4 protein-coding genes are annotated in these 2,665 nt (G+C 71.7%); all 4 read left to right on the top strand.

The genetic code is table 11. The features are described 5' to 3' along the window. Window positions 1–743: efflux transporter outer membrane subunit (locus AC1D01_RS29145; protein ID WP_477872634.1), on the top strand; the 743-nt coding region annotated here is incomplete at its 5' end. 128 nt (window positions 744–871) lie between these two features. Further along, window positions 872–1,141, top strand: coding sequence for a BufA1 family periplasmic bufferin-type metallophore (locus tag AC1D01_RS29140; protein WP_477872632.1), 270 nt, complete (start codon window positions 872–874; stop codon window positions 1,139–1,141). A gap of 7 nt (window positions 1,142–1,148) precedes the next feature. After that, window positions 1,149–2,069, top strand: coding sequence for an MbnB/TglH/ChrH family RiPP precursor modification enzyme (locus AC1D01_RS29135; RefSeq protein WP_477872630.1), 921 nt, complete (start codon window positions 1,149–1,151; stop codon window positions 2,067–2,069). Further along, window positions 2,066–2,665: HvfC/BufC family peptide modification chaperone (locus AC1D01_RS29130; protein ID WP_477872628.1), on the top strand; the 600-nt coding region annotated here is incomplete at its 3' end. The genes AC1D01_RS29135 and AC1D01_RS29130, both read left to right, overlap by 4 nt.

Here is a 2,665-nt window from a genome sequence, read left to right as displayed (position 1 = left end):
CGCGCACCGAGCTGTCGACGCTGCAGGCCGAGGTGGTCGCGTTGCGCGGCAGCCGGGCGCGGATCGAGCATTCGCTCGCGCTGCTGCTCGGCCAGGCCCCGTCGGGCTTCGCCTTCGAGAACCAGCCGCTCGCGCTCGACGCCAGCGTGCCGGTGGTGCCGCCGGGCCTGCCGTCGGCGCTGCTGGAGCGCCGGCCCGACGTGACGGCCGCGCAGCGCAGCATGGCGGCGGCGACGGCACGGGTCGGCGTCGCGAAGTCGGCGCTGTTCCCGGCGCTCGCGCTGACCGCCAACGGCGGCTATGCGTCGAACGAGCTGAGCGAGCTGTTCAAGACCAACGCGCAGTCCTGGCTGACCAGCCTGGTGTTCTCGCTGCCGATCATCGACGGCGGGCGCAACAAGGCCGCGGTCAAGCGGGCCGAGGCGCAGCTCGAAGGCGCGGTGGCCGACTACCGGCAGTCGGTGCTGACGGCCTTCGCCGACGTGGAGGACAACCTGTCCGGCCTGCGTTCGGTGCGCGAGCAGGTGGGCTTCACCGATGCGGCCGTGGCCTCGGCGCGCCGCGCCGCGGAGTTGGCCGACAAGCGCTACCGCGCCGGCGAAGACAGCTACCTGCAGCTGCTGGAAGCGCAGCGCGACCTGCTGACCATCGAGCGGCAGGCGGTGAAGCTGCGCGGTACGTGGGCCACCACGACCGTGGGTTTGATCCGCTCCCTCGGCGGGGGTTGGGAAACCACCCAGTGACAGGGGGCCCGTTCATGCGGGCATGATGTCGGCCGATGTAAGACGACCCGCCCGAGCGCGACTCAGGCGGGTCGTTTCATCTTTTCACCGATGGCGACGCCATCCCTGAACCCCGATAGGAGAACCGCATGAACAACCGTCTGATCGCTTCGTCCGCCCTCGCTTCCGTGCTGGCCCTGGGCTTGCTGGGCCAGGCCCACGCCGCCGACGAGAAGGCCAAGGAAAAGTGCTTCGGCATCGCGAAGGCGGGCCAGAACGACTGCGCCACGCTGACCGGCTCGCACTCGTGCGCCGGCCAGTCCAAGGTCGATGCCGATGCCGCCGAATGGAAGTACGTCGCCAAGGGCACCTGCAAGAGCCTGGGCGGCAAGACCGCCGAAGAAGCCAAGAAGCAGTGAGCCGGCGGTGAGTGCTGCCGCGCTGCCGTCGCTCGACCGCCCGGTCGGCATCGGCTTGCGCCAGCCGCACTATGCCGAGCTGCTGGACGGCCCGTGGCACGGGCAGCCGCTCGGCTTCGTCGAGGTGCATTCCGAGAATTTCTTCGCCGACGGCGGCGCCGCGATGGCCGTGCTGCGCGAGGCGCGCTCGCGCTGGGACGTGAGCCTGCACGGCATCGGGCTCTCGCTCGGCTCGGCCTGCGGGCTCGACCCGTGGCATCTCGACCGGCTGGCGCGGCTGGCCGAGCGCATCGAGCCGGTGCGCGTCTCCGACCATGCCAGCTTCGCCCGCGCGCCGGGCGGCCCTGCTGGTGCTGCTGCTGGTGCCGAACTGCTGCACGCCAACGACCTGCTGCCGCTCGCCTTCACGCGCGAGGCGCTCGACGTGATGACGCGCAACGTGACGCAGGTGCAGGAGCGTCTGCGCCGGCCCATCCTGGTCGAGAACCTGTCGGCCTACCTCGCCTGGCAGGACCAGGAGATGAGCGAGCCCGAGTTCTTCAACCAGCTGACGCGCCGCACCGGTTGCGGGTTGTTGCTCGACGTGAACAACCTGGTCGTCAACGGGCTGAACGTCGGCGGGCTGAACCGCGCACGCGACGGCCACGCCGAGGCGGTGCGCGAGGCCTGTGACTGGATCGACGCGATCGATGCGGCCAGCGTCGGCGAGATCCACCTGGCCGGCTACCTCGAACTGCCCGACATCGTGATCGACGACCATGGCAGCCGCGTGCACGAACCGGTGTGGCGGGTGTTCGCGCATGCGATCGAGCGGCTGGGCCCGCGGCCGACGCTGGTCGAGTGGGACACCGAACTGCCGCCGCTGGCCGTGTTGCTCGAAGAGGCAGCGCACGCCGAGCGGGTGATCGCCGGGGCCGGCCACCGATGAACGAGCTCGAACGCCAGCAGGCGCTGCTGCGCAGCCTGTGGGCGCGCGATGAAGGCGCGTCGCTGGCCGCTGCGGTGGGCGAGCAGGGCGCCCGGCTGCGGCGTGGCTGGCAGGCCTATCAGGCGAACGGCGGCGCCTCGGCCGAACGCGCATTGGCGGCACGCTACCCGACCGTGCAGGCGCTGCTGGGCGAGGAGTCGTTTGCCGCGCTGGCCCGCGCGTTCTGGCAGGCGCATCCGCCGCAACGCGGCGACCTCGCCGAGTTCGGCGATGCGCTGCCGGAGTTCATCGCCGAGAGCGATCAGCTGGCCGACGTGCCCTACGTGGCCGACTGCGCGCGGCTCGATGCGCTGGTGGCCCGCTGTGAGCGGGCGGCCGACACCGAATGCGATACCGCCAGCCTGGCGTTGTTGGCGCAGGCCGATCCGGCTGAACTCGTGCTGATGCTGGTGCCGGCGGTCGGCCTGCTCTCCAGCGCCTGGCCGGCGGCGAGCCTGTGGCTGGCGCACCGCCCCGGCGACGATGCGGCCGCCCACCTCGCCGCCGCCCGCGAGGCGCTCGATGCCGGCCGTGGTGAGCACGCGCTGGTGTGGCGC

This window comes from Rhizobacter sp. P3_B12 (assembly GCF_056402895.1).
The sequence above is the reverse complement of the archived record's forward strand: the minus strand, read 5'-3'. Positions and strand labels throughout refer to the sequence as shown.